We start from the raw sequence: 18,788 nt of genomic DNA on the forward strand, positions 1-18,788 counted from the left end.
CGTTCAGCGCGCTTCGCTTTCCTGGTCGGCGAACAGATCGCCGAACAGATCCGGCGCGGGTGCGCGCTCACGTTCGCGCGGCGGCAAGGTGCCGTCGCGGACTTGCGCGAGGATAGTGGGCGGCAGCCAGTTCTCTTCCATCGCGGCGATGCCGTTCTCGATCATCTGCTGCAGAAAAAACGATTGCCGGCGTCCCGTGACTTCGGCCAATAACCGCAGCCGCCGTTCGATCGCCGGGTCTACGCGTACTGCTACCACCTGTAGCTTGTTTTCGGCGGATCTCTTCACCGCATGCTCCTGTCGATAAAACTTTGCGACGTGCTGCTACCATGGAGCCTACGTGCGTGGCAATGCTTTATTTGAATTCCGTGCTGGCTGTGACAGTTATCCACAACGCGTGATGACGTCGAGCGTGCCGATGAAGACAGGGATCGAACCGTCTCAATCGTCGTCGTCGTCGTGATGATGGTGCCAGCCGCGATGACGGCCGTGGTCGTGCCAGCCGCGATCGTCGCGGTAGCCATAACCGTAGCCGTCGCCGTAATACACGGGCGCGGGCGCATAGACGGCGGGCGGCGGCGGTGCGGCGTACACCACCGCGGGTGCCGGCTCGACATAGACGGGCGCGGGTATGCCGAGGGACACGCCCACATCGACATGAGCAAGCGCTGCGGTGGACGCGCACGCAGCGGCGAGGCCGGCAGTGCAGATGAGTGTCAGGCGTTTCAACGTGTTGCTCCGTTCAGCGCGTTGGCTGGAAATGCCATTCGATGGCGAGTGACGCGCATTGTAGAAATGCAGTCGTTCTCATGTTGCATCCATCGTGTTGCGGGTGTAACGCCAGGTAACTGCCCGCTGGCTCACGAAGCCGTCAACGAATCGCCCGAAACATGCACGCGTTGTCCAATCTGCACCTGCGGTTGCGTCGCATACGTGAAGTTGCGATAGCTGCCGTCCTGCATGCGCACCTGCACCTGATAGCTGGTCTGCTTGCGCACCGCGTGCTCGATGCCGTTACCAGCGAAGCCGCCGCCGACGGCGCCCGCCACAGTCGCAAGAATGCGGCCGCGTCCCGCGCCGAACTGGTTGCCGATCAGGCCACCTGCCACGGCGCCGCCCACGGCACCGAGACCTGTGGTCGGCTCGGACGTTTGCACGGGATTGATGGCGACGACTTCGCCTGCATAGGGATCGGCAACGACCTGTCGCGCTGGTGCCTGCGAGTAATCGCCGTTTGCATATTGCGGAGCCGGCGCGACATGCGGCTTGTACGTGTGATGCACGGGACGCGGCGCCGCGACGGGCGCGGGTTGCACGACGGGCTGTGCAGCCGTCGCCTGCTGGACCGCGCCGGTTTGCTGCGTGACTGCGAGGGGCGCGCTCGCCGGTTGTGCCGCAACGGGCGTGCTCTGCTCACTGGCCGATTGCTGTGCATGCGATACAGGCAGGATGCCGGTGATCGCCGCCACGCCCGTGACGCTGGCGAGTATCACGGACACTGCCGCGCCCGCGATCAAAGGATGAATACGGTTGCGTTGCGGCATGCTGTTCGTGACGTTGGTGTTCATTGCTGGCTCCACGGTGTGTGTGCCTGCAATAACGTCGCGCAGATGATGGCGGTGCACGCGTAGCCGCAACGGCTTTGTAAGCGTTTGTAGCGAGTGTTTCCGCGCTGCCAGCGTCGCGTTATCGCCGCGTTGCGCTCGCTCGAATTGCGCTCAGCAAAAGCGCTGCGCGAGATCGTAGATCAGCAGAAAAACGCAACCGGTATCGCTTCTGAAGCCCTCTTCAACGGTTCCTGTTTCCGCGATGCCAACCCATCCCGGCAGCAGACGCTCGCCGTTCTGAACCGCTTCGCCTTCGAGCATGTAGATGAACTCCGGCCCCGTATGCAGATGTCTGGGGAACACGGTGCCCGCATCGAAGCGCACGAGTTGCATCGCGCGGCCATTGGCCTTGCCGAGGTTCTTGATCTGCACACCGCTGGCACATGCCGATGGCGTCCACGGAAGCGCTTGCGCATCGACGGATAGAAAGCGCGGCGCGGCGGGTGGCTGGTTCATGTCGTCTCCCGTGTGTTTCATGCGCTATTGCATCATGTTTTCCGGGCGCAGCGCGCGCCCGGCCATTGCTCACGATCCGAAACGCATGACGCACCAGTTTCGGGCGATTTATCTCGTTTCCTGAAACTGTGAGTTGGTTGATCGGATGTTTATCTGCAAGTCCCACACTCCTAGAATGTTTTCAACGCAACGAACAAAACAGTTCGAAGCATCCGAAAACGAATCCTGGAGGTAATGATCATGAAATCGCTCATCAAGGCTGTCGCAGTTGCCGCTGTCCTCGCTGTTCCCGTCATGTCATTCGCCCAGTCCAGCCAGCCGGTGACCCGCGCAGAAGTCCGCGCCCAGCTGGTTCAGCTGGAAAAGGCGGGTTATGTCCCTTCGAACAGCAGCGATACGCAATATCCGGCCAACATTCAGGCTGCGGAAGCGAAAGTACAGGCTGCCAATGGCGTCGATAGCGGCGTAGGCGGCGTAGCAGACGGTGCATCGCAAGCCGGTCAACGCGCTTCGTTTGCGCCCAGCTCGTACTCGGTGCCGGTTTTCGTGCATCACTAAGCTCTAAGGCGCCGGCGCGATAGCCGGCGCAGTTGTCTGACCCTGTCGACCGCGACACGCGCCGTCATCCGACGGAACGCCTGTCGCGGTTTGTTTTTCTGGCAAGCGATCTGACTTCATTTGCCTTCATTTGCCATCTGCGGGATCCGTGGTTAATCTTTGGAAGCCCGTGCGCTGCACACCGCTGTAAATCTGTATCCGAAAGCCATCAATCGCGCCGCACGGCCTCTTCCAACGTGCTCCACATAAAGGCGCGCTCATGGGCAGCGACGACGGTTCATCGAAGGACGCAACGGACGATCCGCAAGCACGCGCCGCAGAGAGCGCGCGTGCACTGTTTGGCCGCTTCCGTCTCGGCGATGCGCAGAACGTCGTGTCGCACCATAGCGCGCAGGAAATCGATTCGATCGAATCGGACGCCGCCTTTTCGCCGCTATCCAGCCGTATCCATCAGATGTTCCCGTCGCTGTCCGCGCGTGAAGTCGAACGAATGCGCGCGTTCGGTTTCGAAGCGACATGGAAGGCGGGAGAAGCACTGTTCACGATGGGCAAGCCGAGTCCCGGACTCGTCGTGATCCTGAGCGGACTGGTGCAGGTTGCGCGCCGCGATGCCGTGGGCAAGCTGCATCGCGTGACCGAGCAGCACGCCGGCCATTTTCTCGGCGAGATCGCGCAGCTGTACGGCCATCCCTGTCTCGGCGATGGCCACGCGCTGGAAGACACGACCGGGCTCGTCGTGCTGCCCGCGCGTTTGCGGCATCTGCTGGTGGCTGAAGCCGAACTGGGCGAGAAGATCATGCGCGCGCTGATCTTGCGGCGCGTGGGTTTGATCGAAAGCGGCAGCGGCCCGGTGCTGGTCGGCGATACGACCGACGCACGCATGATTTCGCTGCAAGGGCTGCTTCGGCGCAACGCCTACCCTTATTCGATCATCGACGCGAACAACGAACCCGATACCGTCGCCTTGCTCGAGCGCATTTCCGCGTGCAAGGCCGATTTTCCCATCGTGATCTGCCCGGACGGCACCGTTCTGCGCGCGCCGGATGAAAACCGCGTCGCAGCGCATCTGGGCTGGCTGCCTGAATTCGATCCCGTGCATGTGTATGACGTCGTGATCGTCGGTGCGGGACCGGCGGGGCTGGCGTCGGCCGTGTATGCGGCGTCGGAGGGATTGTCGGTGGCCGTGTTCGATAGCCGTGGTCCGGGCGGGCAGGCGAGCGCAAGCGCGCGCATCGAAAACTATCTCGGCTTTCCGACAGGTATTTCCGGCCAGGCGCTGACGGGTCGCGCATTCGTGCAGGCGCAGAAGTTCGGCGTGCATATTTCCATTCCGACGCACGTGCGCGCGTTGCACTGCGACCGGATACCCGTCGAAGTGGAATTGACGGACGGCAAGCGGATCGCCTCGCATACCGTCGTGATCGCTTCGGGTGCGGCGTACCGGAAGCCTGCCATCGATGGCCTCGACCGGCTGACGGGGCATGGCGTGTTCTTCGGCTCGTCGCCCGTCGAAGCGAAGCTGTGCCGTTCGCTCGATGTGGTGCTGGTGGGCGGCGGCAATTCAGCGGGACAGGGCGTCGTGTATCTCGCCTCGCACGCGAATCATGTGCATCTGCTGGTGCGCGGGCCGGGGCTGGAGGCGAGCATGTCGCGGTATCTGATCGATCGCATTGCGCGGCTGCCTAACGTCACGTTGCACAGGTTCACGGAGGTCGTCTCGCTCGACGGCGACGACACCGGGCTGACGGCAGTGAATTGCCGTTCGCCACAAGGCGATGTGACATTCAGCGTGAAGCATCTGTTTCTCTTCACGGGCGCCGTGCCGAACACCGACTGGCTCAAAGGCTGCAACGTCGTGACGGACGACAAGGGTTTTATCCGCACAGGCTCATCCGTGCACGACGGCTACGAAGACGTCGATCTCACGCTCGAAACCAGCGTGCCCGGTGTGTTCGCGATCGGCGACGTGCGTTCGGGATCGACCAAGCGGGTGGCCGCCGCAGTCGGTGAAGGCGCGGGGGTGGTCGCGCAGATTCACGGCGTGCTGCGTGCGCGTCAGCAGCTTGCGGCGGGTTCGCGCTGAAACTCGTTACTGCGCAAGCCATCCACGTGCAATCGGCCACGCCAGCATCTTGCGATACAGCGCGACCGACAGGTCCGTGAGCGAGTCGCCCATCAGCGACCACATCGGCGTCACGACGGCATACGCGAAGCACGCGACCAGCACGGCACCCGCCATATCGAACGGAAAGTGCACGCCGACGAATACGCGCGCCCACGCGACGGCCAGCGCGGCAATCAGCATCATCGCGCCGTGCCGGCGCAGGCGCGCGAGCAACAACGTCAGCGTGATGGACGCGAACACCGTGCCGTGGTCGCTGGGAAAGGACGAGTCGGGCGCGTGTTCGATAAACGTGTGGCCCAGGCCGATCATGAAAGGCCGTGGGTGCGGCCACATCAAGCCAATGAACTGATTGAACGCCAGCGCGAGCAGCGTGACGCTGCATGCGCGCAGCGCCGTTGCGCGCGCCTGCTGGCTGCCTGATAGCCAGAGCGCGGCGAGCACGAGTGGAACGAGATAGATCACATAGTCGGCGATGAAGGACGCGAGATCGATCTGCCAGTCGGGTGTCGACGGTGTCGCGTTGATCGCGAGAAAGAGCGTCTGGTTGAACGCTTCGAGTGTGTTCATGCGGCAATCGTGGCGTGATGCTTACGCGGCTGGAATAGGTCCGGCCGATCGTACCGGGTCAAGCTTATGTCACCCTTAGCTCATGTTCAGGACCGCGAATCCACGCGTGCTGCGACGTATGCGGCAGCGCAGCCGCTTCCGCGGAGCGAACGGAGTATCCTTTCGTTGAACTTGCAAAAGGCAGCACGCAAGCCGTCTTTTAGCAGATTGCCGAAGACGAAGGGCGGTGTTTCATGGATGCGGTCTCCGACGTATTGCGCGTCGTGCGCCTGGGCGGCGCGGTCTATCTCCAGGCCGAGCTGACGGCGCCGTGGGGTTTGCTCGGCCACACGGATCAGGCGTTGTGCGCCGCCTATCTGCCGAAGTCCGAGCGCGTCGTCTCCTATCATCTGATCACGGAAGGGACGTGCTGGGCGCGTTTGCCCGATAGCGACGATCCCGCCATCTGCGTGAACGCCGGCGAACTGCTGGTGGTGCCGCAAGGCGAAGCGCACATCATGGGAAGCGCGGTCGATGTCGTGCCCGTTCCCGCCGGGCCGCTGCTCGCATCGCAACTGGCCGCCATGCCGGGCGACGTACTGAACGTGTCGTATGGCGGTGGCGGCACGACGACGCGCCTGCTGTGCGGCTTTCTCGCTTGCGACGATGCGCTGAGCAATCCCGTACTCGGTTCGCTGCCGCGTCTGTTCAAGGTCGATGTGCGCAACGATCCGCAATCTGCGTGGATCGAAGCATCGTTGCGCTACGCTGCCAGCGAAGCGGCGCAACGCCGCGCAGGCAGCGCGATCGTGCTGTCGCGTTTGTCGGAACTGCTGTTCGTGTGGGCCGTGCGGCGCTGCATCGACGATCTGCCCGCCGATCGCAAGAACTGGCTCGCGGGCGTAAAAGACCGCTTCGTTGGCCGTGCATTGGGCATTCTCCACGCGCAACCCGCCTACAACTGGACCGTCGATGAACTGGCGCGCAAGGTCGGCCTGTCGCGCTCGGCGTTCGCGGCGCGGTTCAGCGACCTGCTAGGCCAGCCGCCGATGCAATACCTCGCGCGCTGGCGTTTGATCGTTGCCGCGCAGGAACTCTCGTACAGCAACAAGGCGATTGCGGCGATCGCGGAGGAAGTCGGCTATGAATCGGAATCGGCGTTTCATCGTGCGTTCCGGCGTGAGTTCGGGCAGCCGCCCGCTGCATGGCGCAAGCGTCATAGCCAGGTGACGGGCGCGGAGGCGCTGGCGGCGAGCCAGTAAGGCGGCAGGGCTAGCCATTCGCGCTTGCGCAGCGGGCGGCTGCGTCGAACCGAACCCATGCGCACTAGTTGCGCGCGACGTAGTGGAGAGGCGCGCGCATGCCGCGAACGCCACGCGTGAAGCTCGCTCGACAATGCGTGCATCACGCGCCGCGCCACGGCGTGCCATACGAGCGGATCGAGCACGCGCGTGCCGCGCAGCGTTTTCAGCATCGAGAGTGCCGTGCTGAGTTCGCGCATGTGGCGGCCGTGATCGTGATTCAACTGCCGCGCGACGGCGAAGCACGCGTCCCAGCCGAGATGCGTATGAACGTGCAGCAGCGCGATCAGCATGACTGACGGCAGCAGTGTGAGGCTCTCGCGCAGCAACGGATCGTCGTGCAGATGTGCGAGCAGGCGTGCATGGGACACATCGCCGATACGGCGCTGTTGCGAGTCGGACAGTTGATGGATGAACAAGCGCATGACAAAGCCTCCTGTGAAGAGAGGCCGTGAATTCCCGATGCCGTCTCGAGAACCACTATGCGGCAGAGCGGGTCAATGACTCTTGTCCGCGCGTCGCCGCGCTTTGTCCGGGCGTCCTTTTTTGATGGGCGTGCCGTGCGGACTTTGCCGTGCGTCCGGCGCGTGTCGCCGGGCGTCCAGCGAGCATCGGCATGTCGCTCGCGCTTGTGTCGATTGACGTCGGCCAGCCTTGCGACAACACTGTCTTCGAATGCGCGCCCTGCGCCGCGATCCGTCGCGTGACAGGGCGCGCGCGTTTTTGGGCCATGACCTGCGTTGGGAGCGCGTACTTCATGAACAGTCTGGATGGAACCATCGTCGCCATTACGGGCGCCTTCGGCAATCTCGGTCTCGTCACAGCACAAGTGCTGGCGGAACGCGGTGCAAAGGTCGCATTGATCGGCCGGGGCAGGGCGCCTGCCGGTCTGCCTGCATCGCTCGCACAGGCGTGCATCGTGGGCGGCGTCGATCTCGCCGAACGCGATGCCGCGCAACGCGCCGTCGATTCGATCGTCAGTCAGCTAGGCGGCCTGACCGCACTCGTGAACGTGGCGGGCGGCTTCAGCTGGGAGACGGTTGCCGATGGCAGCGCCGACACTTGGGAACGCATGTTCGACGTGAACGTGAAGACCACGCTCAATGCGTCCAAAGCGGCGCTGCGTCACGTGACGAAGAACGCGGGCGGACGGATCGTCAACATCGGCGCGATGGCGGGATGCAAGGCGGGCATGGGAATGGGCGCCTACGCGGCGTCGAAAGCGGGCGTGATGCGCCTGACGGAAGCGCTTGCCGAAGAACTCAAGGACAAGGGCACCACGGTCAACGCGATTTTGCCCAGCATCATCGACACGCCGCAGAATCGCGCCGACATGCACGACGCCGATTTCACGCGCTGGGTGACGCCGGAGCAGATCGGCGGGGTGATCGCGTTTCTGCTGTCGAAGGAAGCGCAGTGCATCACGGGCGCGCTGATTCCTGTCGCCGGACGCGTGTGAGCATGTCCGCATGAACTTCTTAATATTACAAATGCCTGTCAAATAGATTTCATAATCTTTCATTAAATTGGCGCGTCATGAACGGCGCGCCATGGACCTGCTGATCCACGGCGTGGGCTGATTGTTAAAGCCAACCCACTCTTCCCCAACAATGGATCACAAGAACATGGCGCAGCCACTCGATTACACACGCCGCAAGGCCCTCAAGATCATCGCCGGCGCACCGATGCTGCCGCTCGGCAGCGCGGCCGCCGCCTCCCTGCTGGCGGCCTGCGGCGGTGGCAACAGCCACCCTGGCGATACGCCGACGGCGGCAACGCCCGTTCCCTCGACGGCTACGTTCACGGCTGCATCGTTTGGCGCGATGGCTGCGCCGTCGCTGGCCAACCCGGCTGCGATGGCCACCACCACGGTCGCCTCGACGATGACCGCGCAGTTCAGCGACGGCAGCAGCCGCACGTACAAGCTCGCGTATCAGCCGTTCTTCATGACGGGCGACACGGTGCCGAACACGACGGGCGGCACGATCGTCGCGGGCGGTTACTTCGACATCAACAACCAGCCGATCATCGATCAGTCGGTGGCGGGCAAGGAGCGTCAGTTCTATTCCGACTGCCCGGACGGCACCTCGCTGATTCGCCTCGACAAGCCGACCGTGAAGGGTGTGAAGGGCAACCCGGTGTTCGCCGTGGTGCAGTTCGAATACACGACACGCGACCAGAATGCCGTCGACATGTACGGCAAGCTGCCGTCGCCGATCGCCGTGCTGACGCTCGATCAGGATCCCGCCACCGGCAAGCTCACGCTGGTCAGCTATTCGAACGTCGATACGTCGGGCGCGCACGGACTGTGGATTACCTGCGGCGCGAGCCTGTCGCCGTGGAATACGCATCTGTCGAGCGAAGAGTACGAGCCGGACGCCGCGACCATCGCGACCAACACGCAGTTCCAGGCGTACAGCCAGAACCTGTACGGCAGCCCGACGACGGCGAATCCGTATCACTACGGGCACTTGCCCGAAATCACCGTGAACCCGGACGGCACGGGCACGGTGAAGAAGCACTACTGCCTCGGCCGCATTTCGCACGAACTGATTCAGGTGATGCCCGACAAGCGCACCGTGCTGATGGGCGACGACGCGACCAATGGCGGCCTGTTCATGTTTGTCGCTGACAAGGAAGCGGACCTGTCGGCGGGCACGCTGTATGTGGCGAAGTGGGCGCAAACCTCGTCGGCGGGTGCGGGCAGCGCGACGCTGACGTGGCTGAACCTGGGCCACGCGACCAGCGCTGAAATCGAAGCGCTCGCCAACTCGCTGACGAACGCCGACATCATGGACATCGTCACGGCAGCGCCGGCGCCGACTGATCCGAAGTACACGCAGATTCACGTCGGCGGCCAGTTCAACTGGATCTATGTGAAGCCGGGCATGGAGAAGGCCGCGGCGTTCCTCGAGACGCACCGCTACGCCGCGCTGATGGGCGCGAGCATGGGCTTCACGAAACTCGAAGGCACGACGGTCAACGCGAAGGACAAGATCCTGTATTCGGCGATGTCGCAGATCGTGTCGTCGATGGTGCGTGGCAACGCGCATTCCACCGACATCGCGCTCGACAAGGCGATTACGTCAGGCGCCGTGTACGCGCTGAACATGAAGGGCGGCCAGCGCGACCTGGGCGGCGCGGCGATCAACAGCGAATGGGTGCCTGTCGATATGAGCGCGCCTGCTGCGCTGGTCGGCGAGGACATCGCTGCCGATGCCCTCGGCAACACGGCGAACCCGGACAAGATTGCTAACCCGGACAACGTCAAGTTCTCCGAGAAGCTGCGCACGCTGTTCATCGGCGAAGACAGCAGCATGCACGTCAACAACTTCCTGTGGGCGTACAACGTCGATACGAAGTCGCTGGCGCGGATTCTGTCCTGTCCGGCGGGCGCTGAATCGACAGGCCTGCATGCCGTCGACGAAATCAACGGCTGGACCTACATGATGAGCAACTTCCAGCACGCGGGCGATTGGGGCAGTGTCCACGCCAAGGTGCAGACGACGCTGGATCCGCTGGTTCGTGCGAATTACAAGGATCGCTTTGGCGCGGCGGTCGGATATCTGACTGCCGATCCCGCCGCCATCAAGCTGGCCTGACGGTCGCGCTTGCGGCGATCCCCACCGGTCTCATCGCGGGGAATTTGATGTTGCTGCGCGCTGGTTGAAAGGCCCGGTTCGCAGTCGATTCATCGACCCCTCTCAGGAGGGGTTTTTTTCTGGGCGTCTGGTTTCGTGGCGCCGCCGCTGCTGATAGATCCGATACTGCTTCCGCCATTCGGCGACCTTGACCACGACACTCGCCAGAATCCCGAGCGCCCCAACCGTTTCAACCAAAGCGGAAAGCATGCTGTCTCCTATCGAATGCGAGAGCGGAAGATCGACATCGGCAAACGTTTGAGTGGAGCGTAAGTCCACGGCTTGCCTGCCACAATCTGGAAGTTCCGTATCCAGATTTCGCCCCTGCCGAAGCATGAGGTTCACGCGCCGGCAAACAGAAGAACGATCCATTCCGGATGAATTGAAGCGCGCCTTTCGCTTCCTCACGGCTTCTTTCACGCCGCGCAACAGGACAGCCCCGTCTGTCACTATTTGCAGCGATGCAGCGCAAACGCTGTGTGCATGCATCAGACGCGCCGCAGCAAGACCGGTAGCCCGGCGGGCAAAATCAGACAGAAACAATCGCGCAGAAAAGGATTCTGCCTACGTGGAAGCGTTTTTCGTATCGAGAGCGAGTGCCGTCGAACGCATCATGCTGGCGCGACGCGCACTGATGAAAGAGATTGAGGGAGCCGATGCAGGCGCGTATGCGCTGAGTCAGGGACCGTCACTGCTCGACAAGCTCGAGCAACTGCTGTTCGACGTGCGCGCGGGGCGCATATCGGATTTCGTCATGCCGTCGCTGAGCAGCAAGGTGCGGATACTGGTCACGGCTAACTAGCGCCCGGCGCCAGAGAATCGTTGCAATACCCGAGACACCGAACGACGCCCGATGACCGGGCGTAAAACCGAGCAGTCTCTCGGAAATTTACATTTCACACTTAACATTTACGGCCAACTGTCGATAAAGCGTACTTCACAGGCCTCTTCCCACAGACAACGGACTGCTTCAATTACCAAAGTCCGGCTTTGGGTCGAGGGCAACATTCTGAGGGGCTCTCATGTTACAGGGCAGCTACAACAGTCTTCTGGTGCTGTTCTCGCTCCTTGTCGCGGTTCTGGCTGCGTACACGTCGCTTGAAATGGCGGGACGCATCACGACTGCGACGGGCCGGTCCGCGCGCTTGTGGCTCGCGGGCGGCGCGTTTGCGATGGGCGTGGGCATCTGGTCGATGCATTTCATCGGCATGCTCGCGTTCAGCCTGCCGATCCGGCTCGGCTTCGATCCCGTCATCACGCTGCTGTCCCTGTCGATTGCCGTCGCGTCGTCGGCGTTCGCGCTCTGGCTGGTCTGCCAGGACGAACTGCCGGGCGGCCGGCTGGCGGGCGGTGCGGTGCTGATGGGCGTCGGCGTGGCGGGCATGCACTACACCGGCATGGCCGCCATGCGCATGGAGCCGGGCATTGTCTACGACGTGCCGCTGTTCGCGCTGTCGATCGTGATTGCCATCGCCGCGTCTGGCGTCGCGCTGAAGACGGCGTTCAGCCTGCGCCACAACTCGCGCCGCACGCGGCCGTTGCGCGCGGGCGCTGCCGTCGTGATGGGACTCGCGATTGTCGGCATGCACTACACGGGCATGTCGGCGGCGAGCTTCCCCGTGGGCAGCATCTGCATTGCCGCCACGGACGGCGTGAACAGTGCGTGGGTCGCCGTCGTCATCATTATCGTGACGCTGTCGGTAACGGCGGTTGCGTTGTCGATTTCGGTGCTGGAAGAACTGCGGCTCGAATCGGAAAATGCGGCGCTTACGCGTTCGCTCGCGCAGGCCAACGAGGAACTCGGCTATCTCGCCTTGCACGACGCGCTGACCAAGCTGCCCAACCGCGTGCTGCTCGAAGGCCGGCTCGAAGGCGCGCTGGCCAAAGTGCGCGCGGACGGCGGCGAGTTCGCTCTGATGTTCATGGATCTCGACGGCTTCAAGGTGGTCAACGACGCTTACGGCCACCAGGTCGGCGACAAGCTGCTGGCGCAGGTCGCCGCACGGCTCGCCATGGCGGTGCGCGGCAAGGACACGCTGGCGCGCGTGGGCGGCGACGAGTTCGTGCTGATCGTGCCCGACGAAGACCGCGCCGGCGCGACGGCTATCGCGAGCCGGCTGCTGGCAGCCATCGATACGCCGTTCGAGATCGACGGCCATGATCTGCGCATCTCGACCAGCATCGGCATCGCCATGTGTCCTGGCGACGGCGCGCGCGGCCACGAAGCCCTGACCCATGCCGACGCCGCGATGTACCACGCGAAATCGCTGGGCCGCAACGCGTACAGCTTCTTCGACGCGTCGATGAACGAGAACATGCAAGGCCAGCTGCAACTGACGCAGGATCTGCGCGCGGCTATCGAGCGCAATCAGTTGATCCTTCACTATCAGCCGCAATTCGCTGCACCCGACGGCCCGATCACGTGCGTCGAGGCGCTGGTGCGCTGGACGCATCCGAAACGCGGCCTGATCGGCCCTGATGAATTCATCCCGCTCGCGGAGAAAACCGGACTGATCGTGCCGATCGGCGAATGGGTACTCGACGAAGCGTGCCGCCAGATCCGCGAATGGATCGATACGGGTGCGTGCGACTGGAACGTTGCCGTCAACCTGTCGCCCGTGCAGTTCAGCCACCCGCAATTGACCTTGCTGGTGCGCGACACGCTGGCCCGGCATCGCGTCGATCCGCACCGCCTGACGATCGAAGTGACGGAATCGGCGGCCATGCGCGATGTCGACGCGAGCCTGCGCATTCTGCAAAGCCTGCACGACATGGGCGTGCGCATTTCCATCGACGATTTCGGCACCGGCTATTCGAGCCTGATGTATCTGAAGCGCCTGCCCGCCAGCGAACTGAAGATCGATCGGGGTTTCGTGCGCGAGTTGGCGCATGACGCGGAAGATGCCGCGATCGTGTCGTCCGTGGTCGCGCTCGGTCACACGCTGGGTATCGAGATCGTCGCGGAAGGCGTCGAGACCACCACACAGAAGGAGTTTCTGACGCGGCTCGGCTGCAATTCACTGCAGGGTTTTCTGCTCGGAAGGCCGGTTCCTGCTGCCGATCTCGACGTGATGACGCGAGCGTGCGTGCAGCCGAGCCTGTCCTGACGCATTCATCCGGACGTCTTTCGTCTGAATGTTCGGTGCGCCACATAAGGGCGCGCGCGACTCGGCGATACTCTGCCTGCGCACGGGGGAAGTTTGCGTGTAACGCGATAATCAAAACAGGCAAAAGGTTGAACGGTCGGCAAAGCGTGAGCGTCGAGATGGCGCAAAACTTTGCCGAATGTGTAACCTTGCGGCGCCGTGAGGCGACCTCAGCCTTTAAAACGACAGCATGAACGCCGGCTTAGGCCGGCGTTTTCTTTTGCGCGCACCCACCGCGGAAGCGAACCGCCTTGCAGGTTTGCACGATGCGATCTTTTCTTCGCCGGTAGTATCTGGGTTTGGCCTGCGCCAATCCACAATCTGCCGATGCCACACAACATGCGCGCTGCAATCAACAAATGGTTTTTCATCGTCTATCTGCTGGGTAGCGGCACGATCTGGTCCACCGTGATGCTGCTGCTGTATCCGTTTATCAGCCGCTCGGCGCGCTACCGGCTCGCGGCGTTGTGGTGCAGCGCACTCGTCAAGGTGATGCGCGCGGTGTTCGGTATCCGCTGCTCGATCGAAGGGCTGGAACATTTGCCGCAGGAACCGTCGATCATCCTGTGCCGTCACGAATCGACGTGGGAGACGCTCGCGTTTCTCGCGCTCTTTCCGCGCCGCATCAGCTTCGTGTTCAAGCAGGATTTGCTGCGCATTCCGTTCTTCGGCTGGGTGCTGAAGGGGCTGGACATGGTGAGTCTCGACCGCGGCTCGCCGCGTCAGGCGCACGTGGCCGTGACGCGCGAAGCGGCTGAGCGCCTCGCCAAAGGCGATATGGTGGTGATTTTCCCTGAAGGCACGCGCGTGCCGCACGGCGCGCCCGTCAAGCTCACGTCGGGCGGCGTGCGTCTGGCTTGCGCGACCGGCTCGCTGATCGTGCCCGTGGTCCACAATGCCGGCGCCGTATGGCCCGCGAAAGGTTGGCCGACGGGTGCGGGACATATTCGCGTGGTGATCGGGCCGACGCTGTCGCCGGTGGAGCGTTCACCGCAGGAGCTCAGCCATCAGGTGCATGACTGGATGCAGGCGGAACTGCTGAAACTCTAGTCGAGACGCTCGCGCCGCACTTACGCCGCGACGGCGTGCACGATTTCCTGCTCGGTGCGCATCAGGCCTTCGATCATGCGCGCTTCCGCCTTCGCGATATCTTCCAGCGAAGCATCGGCCAGCTGGCGTTCGAAGGCATCGAGCGCGATGGTCAGCCACGCGTAGTTGTCGCCTTCCACCGTCCATTTGCCGGTCGCCTTCTCGGTGCCGTCGATATCCGTCATCGCGATCTGCGCTTCGGCGATGTCGTCGATGGCTTCGGGCAGATGGCCGATGCGGCTCAGTTCCTCGGCGACCAGCAGTTGCCGGCCGAGCGTGGTGAACAGTTCGCGCGAACCTTGTCCGCGGCGGAATGCGTCGAGACTGGCGTAGCCCTGCAACAGCATCGCCTGCGTGATCGGCTCATGGGCGGCGCGGCTGAACGTCAGTGCGCGCAGCAGCGGCGACATGGCGGGAGCAGGGCGGTTCTGTTTGCGGCTCTTCGACTTGTTCGACATGGTGAGGTACCTCTTTTCTTCGTTTCCGGCGAGGCGCATGGGCTTGCTTGGGGGTCGCTCGGAAAAAGGTGCCGCCGATGTTCTGGCGGCACGACAGGGGATCAATGACAAGCTTGCGAACGGATCATGAGCCGACAGAATTAAGACAGACTTAAATCGCACAGGCCGTTGCGATCAGCGTACGCAAGCGCGTCGGTCTTACTGATACTGGGCGTGCATTGCCTGCTGCTGGGCGGCCTGTTCCTGCGCGTGCTTTTTGGCAAGATGGTGTCCGACGATGCAACCGCCTACCGCGCCGACAACAGCGTGGTGGCCTGCATAGTGTCCCGCGACGCCACCCACCACGGCGCCCTTGATGCAGCCCGCCGCATGCGCCGTCCCGGTGACGGCAAAAAAGAGCGTTGCGGCGGCGAGTGTGGCTTTCCCGAAAGCGGTCATGCTGATATCCATTTGTTTTGATCGAACCGATGTTGCGCCAGCGCAGCCGATTTCAATAGCGTGAAGTATCGGGATTTGCACTGGTGACTGTGAGCGCAGTGTACGCGGCGGCCCATGCCGAAGGTGCAACATGTGTGCGAGTTTCGTAACAAGCAGTTAGACGGTGCGCAGCGGGCCTGCGCGGATTGAGAGAGTCACGAAAATCGACCATATTCCACAATAGCGGCAAATTGCGCCCGCTTGACCGCATTTCACGCGTTTTGATGGGAACAGCCGAATGACCGACCAACCGAAAGACTGGCTCACGAACCTGCTGCGCGCGCCCGAAGCCCGCCGCTTCGCGCGCACGCTGACGGGCTGCATACTCAGCTACGGCGCGGCGAAGCTGGCAGGATTGCCTGAAGGTTTCTGGGCCTTGATCACGACGATGATCGTCGTGACGCAGCCGAGTCTTACGGCGGCTATCACGACTTCGCGCGATCAGATCATCGGCGCGTGTATCGGTGGCGTGGTGGGCGGTATCGGCCTTGTCGTGATGGATCATGGTGCCGACGCGCTCACGGTGTTTTCTGTCGCGCTGCTGCCGCTCGCGGCGCTGGCGGCTGCGCGGCCCGGCTTACGACTTGCCTGCGTCACGCTGGTGATCGTGGTGCTGGTGCCGGGCGACAGCGGATCGGCATTCGTGCGCCCCTTGCATCGCGTGGCGGAAATCCTGATCGGCGCGGCGGCGGCGTTCATTGCCACCGTGCTATGGCCGAACCGCGCGTTGAAGAGCGCGCACCGCAATGCGCGCGAATGCCTCGCCATGCTTGCGCAGATGATCGAGCACAAGCTCGCGTTCTCACGCGACGATGCGCAGATGCTGCGTCTGGAGCAGAGCAGCCTCGCCGCGCAGACGGCACTTGCCGAAGCGTTGCAGGAGGCGGGACGCGAGCATGTCTGGGTGCCGATCCTGCGCGACAGTTCGGATGCGATCGACAAGGTGCCGCCGTTTCTGAGCCGCCTGCATCGCGACGTGCTGGTGTTCGGCCAGGCGCTCGCGCATACGTGCGCCGACGGCGAAGTGCCGCACATCGACCCGGCGTGGTCGGCTGTTCCTCGCGCGCTCACGCAACTCTCCGACGCCATCGGTTCGATGCCTCTGAACAAACCGAAGCTGCAGGACGCGCACGACACACTCGACCCTTTGCTCAAACGGATCAACGAGCGCGCGGACGACACGCACGCCATGCTGGCGCCGGGCGTCGGGCTGGTGATGGCGTTGATCGTCAAGGATACGGATGGACTCGTGCAGGTACTGACGCCGGTGGGAACGGCGAAATCGATGTGAATGTTCGCTACGCCTCACCTTGGCTAACGCCTCTCCTTCGCAGCGACTATGCTTTTTGATGAGGCTTTCATGGTTCGTCAAACAAACGACTGACGAAACGCGCGTTTGCAAACCAGTGCGCCTCGTCGGCTGTCGCGTGTTGCCCGTTGTTGTCTGTTGTTGCCGCAACGATCAAAGAAGGAGTTGAACAATGAAGACGCTTGCGTTTGTTCTGGCTCTTGCGGGTCTGGCTGGCCTTGCTGCGCCCGTGGCCTCGTTTGCGAAGATCGATCAGAACGCCGCGTACTATCGTACGGAAGACCGCGTGCGCGACACGGGTGGCGATGCACGGGAAGCGAAGCGGCAAAGCAATTGCCAGAGCCGTGGCAATTGTGCACCCGTCGACCGGTAGGCGCGGATCGAGCCAGGTAGGTCGAGCCTGATTGCTAGCCGAGTCGTGACGACAGTTGCCACGTCGCCTGAATCAGCGGCGTGACGTACGGGCGAATGTCCTTCTGCGACGCAAAGCAGACGCCCATTGCAGCCAGCGGCTCGCCGCGCCGGTTGAGCACGGGCGCGGCCAGGCTGTGGACATCGGGCGAGATGGACGAGCGTGTCGACGCGTAACCGACGCGTTTGATTTCCGCCAGATCGTGCAGCCATGCATCGAGCCCTCGTATCTTGAGCAGCAGTGCGCACACTCACCACATACGCGAAACAGTCAATTAACCAACTGAAGGTAATAAGCGGCGTCTGGCCTTGCGATAATCACGGGGTCTCGAGCCAGTCAACCTTCCCGCATGCAGCGCTTCGATCAGCGCAAGCCGATGGCGAAAAAAAGGCTACCGGGCGAATGAGCGTTTAAAATCCCGGCTCGCCTGTTTTCTGGACTGGGCGCTGTGTCCCGGTTCATCGTCAATCAATTTGTTCAAGCCCATGTCGACACCCAATCGTGCCAACACCCGCCGTTCGCTGACGCTTCTCGAAACTCTTGGTCTGATCGGCGTCATTGCCGCGCTGTGCAGCGCACTGCTGCGTCACTTCTTCTGACGCGGCGTTCGGGCTATTGCCCGATGTGCGGCAGCATGCGTTCGTTCATCTGTCACTTCACATGTACAAGAAAGCCACTGCCGTCGAATTACAGTTTTCACCCGAGCGCCTGAACGATGGGGCAGGAGATCCTTTCTGGATTGACCTGAACCACAGCGAGGCCGTCGAACTTCATCAGGCGCTGCAGCGCTATCTCGATGCGCCTGCTGCCGAGCGGCCCGCGCCGTTTGTCGTATCGCTCGACAAGGATAGAAGTGCTGCTGTTTCCGATGCAGCTTCGAACGAGGTGGCGCAAGTGCCGTCATCTGCATCTGAATTCAAGCAATGGGTCTGCGTGATCTGCGGATGGGTGTATGACGAAGCCGCCGGCTTGCCCGAAGAAGGTATCGCGCCTGGCACGCGTTGGGCCGATGTGCCGGGAGATTGGCGGTGCCCGCTGTGTGATGTTGGGAAGGAAGATTTTGCGCTTGTTGAGTTTTGAGTTTTTTTTGCTTGGTTTGGTTTGGTTTGCTTTGCGCTGGCGTCCGCTCATTGTTAGTGGTCTGCTAGCGTCGCCCCTGTGCGGGGCAGCACCTACTTTTCTTTGCCGCGGCAAAGAAAAATAGGCAAAAGAAAGCCGCTGAACACCACCCACTACGGTCCTTGCCTGCGGGTCCCCAGCTGTTCTTATCCTTCACACGGCGTCACTCTTCTTGATGCCCGCTGCCAGCGCTCTTTAAGGGCGCATCACCCTCTTCAAACACCCGCGTCTCAGCGAGCCTTACCAGTTCGGCGCAGGCCGCCCAGGTGGCAAACTGTGTGTTGGTTGTCGCGCCTTATACGCTCCACTCCGGACTGAAAAGCAAAGGCGGTGTGTCTTGTAGGATCGCCGACGCAGAATGCGCGACAACCTACACACCGTTTGCCACCTGGGCTGCATATGCGGGTCGCTGCCGCTTGGGGCGCTACGGGCGGATGAAGTGGGGTAGGCGAATATGTGAGGCGATGGCAACGGGCGGTGACTGAGAGGTTGCCGTGTGAAGGATAGGAACCGTTGGGGGCCCGCAGGCAACAACTAGCATTGG

At 62.5% G+C, this 18,788-nt stretch carries 21 protein-coding genes; 11 read left to right on the top strand and 10 right to left on the bottom strand.

All coding sequences use genetic code 11. From position 1 onward, the window contains the following. Positions 1–3 precede the first annotated feature (3 nt). From DK391_RS27540 to DK391_RS27555, 4 genes are all read right to left on the bottom strand, one after another. Complete coding sequence (locus DK391_RS27540; protein WP_109481173.1) at positions 4–288, bottom strand: hypothetical protein; 285 nt, start codon at positions 286–288, stop codon at positions 4–6. Between the two features lie 153 nt (positions 289–441). Continuing rightward, positions 442–729 (bottom strand): hypothetical protein, encoded by a 288-nt coding sequence (locus DK391_RS27545; RefSeq protein ID WP_109481174.1) that lies wholly within the window; start codon positions 727–729, stop codon positions 442–444. A 131-nt stretch (positions 730–860) separates the two neighbouring features. Further along, positions 861–1,568 (bottom strand): glycine zipper 2TM domain-containing protein, encoded by a 708-nt coding sequence (locus DK391_RS27550; protein WP_109481175.1) that lies wholly within the window; start codon positions 1,566–1,568, stop codon positions 861–863. A 150-nt stretch (positions 1,569–1,718) separates the two neighbouring features. Beyond that, a complete protein-coding gene (locus tag DK391_RS27555; protein WP_109481176.1) occupies positions 1,719–2,063 on the bottom strand; it encodes a cupin domain-containing protein in 345 nt (114 codons plus the stop codon). Between the two features lie 240 nt (positions 2,064–2,303). On the opposite strand from DK391_RS27555, the gene DK391_RS27560 reads away from it, so the two are divergent. Both DK391_RS27560 and DK391_RS27565 read left to right on the top strand, forming a co-directional pair. Further along, positions 2,304–2,621 carry a DUF4148 domain-containing protein gene (locus DK391_RS27560; RefSeq protein ID WP_109481189.1) on the top strand — a complete coding sequence of 106 codons (318 nt, stop codon included), beginning with the start codon at positions 2,304–2,306 and terminating at the stop codon, positions 2,619–2,621. Positions 2,622–2,880: 259 nt separating this feature from the next. After that, positions 2,881–4,704 carry an FAD-dependent oxidoreductase gene (locus DK391_RS27565; RefSeq protein WP_109481177.1) on the top strand — a complete coding sequence of 608 codons (1,824 nt, stop codon included), beginning with the start codon at positions 2,881–2,883 and terminating at the stop codon, positions 4,702–4,704. A 6-nt stretch (positions 4,705–4,710) separates the two neighbouring features. Here the strand turns inward: DK391_RS27565 and DK391_RS27570 are convergent, their stop codons facing one another. Then, entirely contained in the window at positions 4,711–5,313 is a 603-nt protein-coding gene (locus tag DK391_RS27570; protein WP_109481178.1) for a phosphatase PAP2 family protein, read from the bottom strand. Positions 5,314–5,546: 233 nt separating this feature from the next. Here DK391_RS27570 and DK391_RS27575 point away from each other — a divergent pair, with 233 nt between their 5' ends. Then, positions 5,547–6,554: an AraC family transcriptional regulator gene (locus DK391_RS27575; protein WP_109481179.1), complete on the top strand. Its 1,008-nt coding sequence runs from the start codon at positions 5,547–5,549 to the stop codon at positions 6,552–6,554. Here the strand turns inward: DK391_RS27575 and DK391_RS27580 are convergent. Then, positions 6,509–7,018 carry a hypothetical protein gene (locus tag DK391_RS27580; protein ID WP_239482971.1) on the bottom strand — a complete coding sequence of 170 codons (510 nt, stop codon included), beginning with the start codon at positions 7,016–7,018 and terminating at the stop codon, positions 6,509–6,511. The genes DK391_RS27575 and DK391_RS27580 overlap by 46 nt on opposite strands. Before the next feature lie 332 nt (positions 7,019–7,350). Between DK391_RS27580 and DK391_RS27585 the strand changes: the two genes are divergently transcribed. Further along, a complete protein-coding gene (locus DK391_RS27585) occupies positions 7,351–8,052 on the top strand; it encodes an SDR family NAD(P)-dependent oxidoreductase (protein WP_109481191.1) in 702 nt (233 codons plus the stop codon). A gap of 166 nt (positions 8,053–8,218) precedes the next feature. Continuing rightward, entirely contained in the window at positions 8,219–10,195 is a 1,977-nt protein-coding gene (locus DK391_RS27590; protein ID WP_109481180.1) for an alkaline phosphatase PhoX, read from the top strand. A gap of 102 nt (positions 10,196–10,297) precedes the next feature. Here DK391_RS27590 and DK391_RS44435 read toward each other — a convergent pair whose 3' ends face one another. Then, positions 10,298–10,723 (bottom strand): hypothetical protein, encoded by a 426-nt coding sequence (locus DK391_RS44435; RefSeq protein ID WP_162600918.1) that lies wholly within the window; start codon positions 10,721–10,723, stop codon positions 10,298–10,300. A gap of 79 nt (positions 10,724–10,802) precedes the next feature. On the opposite strand from DK391_RS44435, the gene DK391_RS27595 reads away from it, so the two are divergent. The 3 genes from DK391_RS27595 to DK391_RS27605 all read left to right on the top strand — a co-directional run bounded on the left by DK391_RS27595 (position 10,803) and on the right by DK391_RS27605 (position 14,430). Beyond that, entirely contained in the window at positions 10,803–11,036 is a 234-nt protein-coding gene (locus DK391_RS27595) for a hypothetical protein (RefSeq protein ID WP_109481181.1), read from the top strand. Positions 11,037–11,256: 220 nt separating this feature from the next. Next, on the top strand, positions 11,257–13,341 hold the full coding sequence (locus tag DK391_RS27600; RefSeq protein ID WP_109481182.1) for a bifunctional diguanylate cyclase/phosphodiesterase: 2,085 nt from the start codon (positions 11,257–11,259) through the stop codon (positions 13,339–13,341). Between the two features lie 378 nt (positions 13,342–13,719). Continuing rightward, positions 13,720–14,430 (top strand): lysophospholipid acyltransferase family protein, encoded by a 711-nt coding sequence (locus DK391_RS27605; RefSeq protein WP_109481192.1) that lies wholly within the window; start codon positions 13,720–13,722, stop codon positions 14,428–14,430. Positions 14,431–14,450: 20 nt separating this feature from the next. Here DK391_RS27605 and DK391_RS27610 read toward each other — a convergent pair whose 3' ends face one another. Together DK391_RS27610 and DK391_RS27615 are read right to left on the bottom strand one after the other, a co-directional pair. Then, positions 14,451–14,927: a hypothetical protein gene (locus tag DK391_RS27610; protein ID WP_109481183.1), complete on the bottom strand. Its 477-nt coding sequence runs from the start codon at positions 14,925–14,927 to the stop codon at positions 14,451–14,453. 198 nt (positions 14,928–15,125) lie between these two features. Continuing rightward, positions 15,126–15,365 (bottom strand): hypothetical protein, encoded by a 240-nt coding sequence (locus DK391_RS27615; RefSeq protein ID WP_109481193.1) that lies wholly within the window; start codon positions 15,363–15,365, stop codon positions 15,126–15,128. A 277-nt stretch (positions 15,366–15,642) separates the two neighbouring features. Here DK391_RS27615 and DK391_RS27620 point away from each other — a divergent pair, with 277 nt between their 5' ends. Then, a complete protein-coding gene (locus DK391_RS27620) occupies positions 15,643–16,695 on the top strand; it encodes an FUSC family protein (protein ID WP_109481184.1) in 1,053 nt (350 codons plus the stop codon). Positions 16,696–16,885: 190 nt separating this feature from the next. Further along, positions 16,886–17,086, top strand: coding sequence for a hypothetical protein (locus DK391_RS27625; protein WP_109481185.1), 201 nt, complete (start codon positions 16,886–16,888; stop codon positions 17,084–17,086). 34 nt (positions 17,087–17,120) lie between these two features. Here DK391_RS27625 and DK391_RS27630 read toward each other — a convergent pair whose 3' ends face one another. Beyond that, positions 17,121–17,375, bottom strand: coding sequence for an IclR family transcriptional regulator C-terminal domain-containing protein (locus DK391_RS27630; RefSeq protein WP_109481186.1), 255 nt, complete (start codon positions 17,373–17,375; stop codon positions 17,121–17,123). A gap of 410 nt (positions 17,376–17,785) precedes the next feature. Here DK391_RS27630 and DK391_RS45395 point away from each other — a divergent pair, with 410 nt between their 5' ends. Next, the gene (locus DK391_RS45395) at positions 17,786–18,205 is read left to right on the top strand and encodes a rubredoxin (protein ID WP_109481194.1); all 420 of its coding nucleotides are present in this window, start codon (positions 17,786–17,788) and stop codon (positions 18,203–18,205) included. The last annotated feature ends 583 nt before the right edge of the window (positions 18,206–18,788 follow it).

It is taken from the genome of Paraburkholderia sp. C35, assembly GCF_003121405.1.
Taxonomy (GTDB): domain Bacteria; phylum Pseudomonadota; class Gammaproteobacteria; order Burkholderiales; family Burkholderiaceae; genus Paraburkholderia.